The sequence below is a fragment of the Sedimentibacter sp. B4 genome (genome assembly GCF_000309315.1).
Lineage (GTDB): Bacteria > Bacillota > Clostridia > Tissierellales > Sedimentibacteraceae > Sedimentibacter > Sedimentibacter saalensis.
In genome coordinates this window covers 1-365 of the sequence record NZ_CANG01000212.1, presented here as the reverse complement: position 1 = coordinate 365, position 365 = coordinate 1, and the positions used below count along the sequence as shown (strand labels likewise).

1 pseudogene is annotated in these 365 nt (G+C 61.1%); it reads left to right on the top strand.

Annotated features, from left to right (window positions below):
* A pseudogene (locus BN358_RS26215) lies at positions 1 to 282 on the top strand (PTS sugar transporter subunit IIC); the annotation flags it as partial.
* Positions 283 to 365: the final 83 nt, after the last annotated feature.

The window sequence follows — 365 nt, the reverse complement described above, 5'->3', positions numbered from 1 at the left end:
ATCCCGATGTGGCTGCAGGGCATCGTCCTGCCGCTGGTGGTCTGGCTGTTCACGAAGACGATCCCGTTCGCACCGATCCCGATGTACCAGTTCGAGATGTGGTACACACCCTTCCCGTTCGCCACCTGGTTCACCACCGGATCGATCACGGCCATGATCCTGATGGTCGGTGTCTTCGCCCTCGCCAGCGCGATCTGGTACCCCTTCTTCAAGGCGTACGAGAAGCAGACGCTGATGGCCGAGGCGGTCGACGTCGAAATCGCGACCACTGCTGCGGCCTGATCAGGCACGGCGTCCCCCCAGGATGAAGAGAGAAATCACCATGAACCAATCGAACGACGGCACGCTGGTCAGCGCAGCGATGA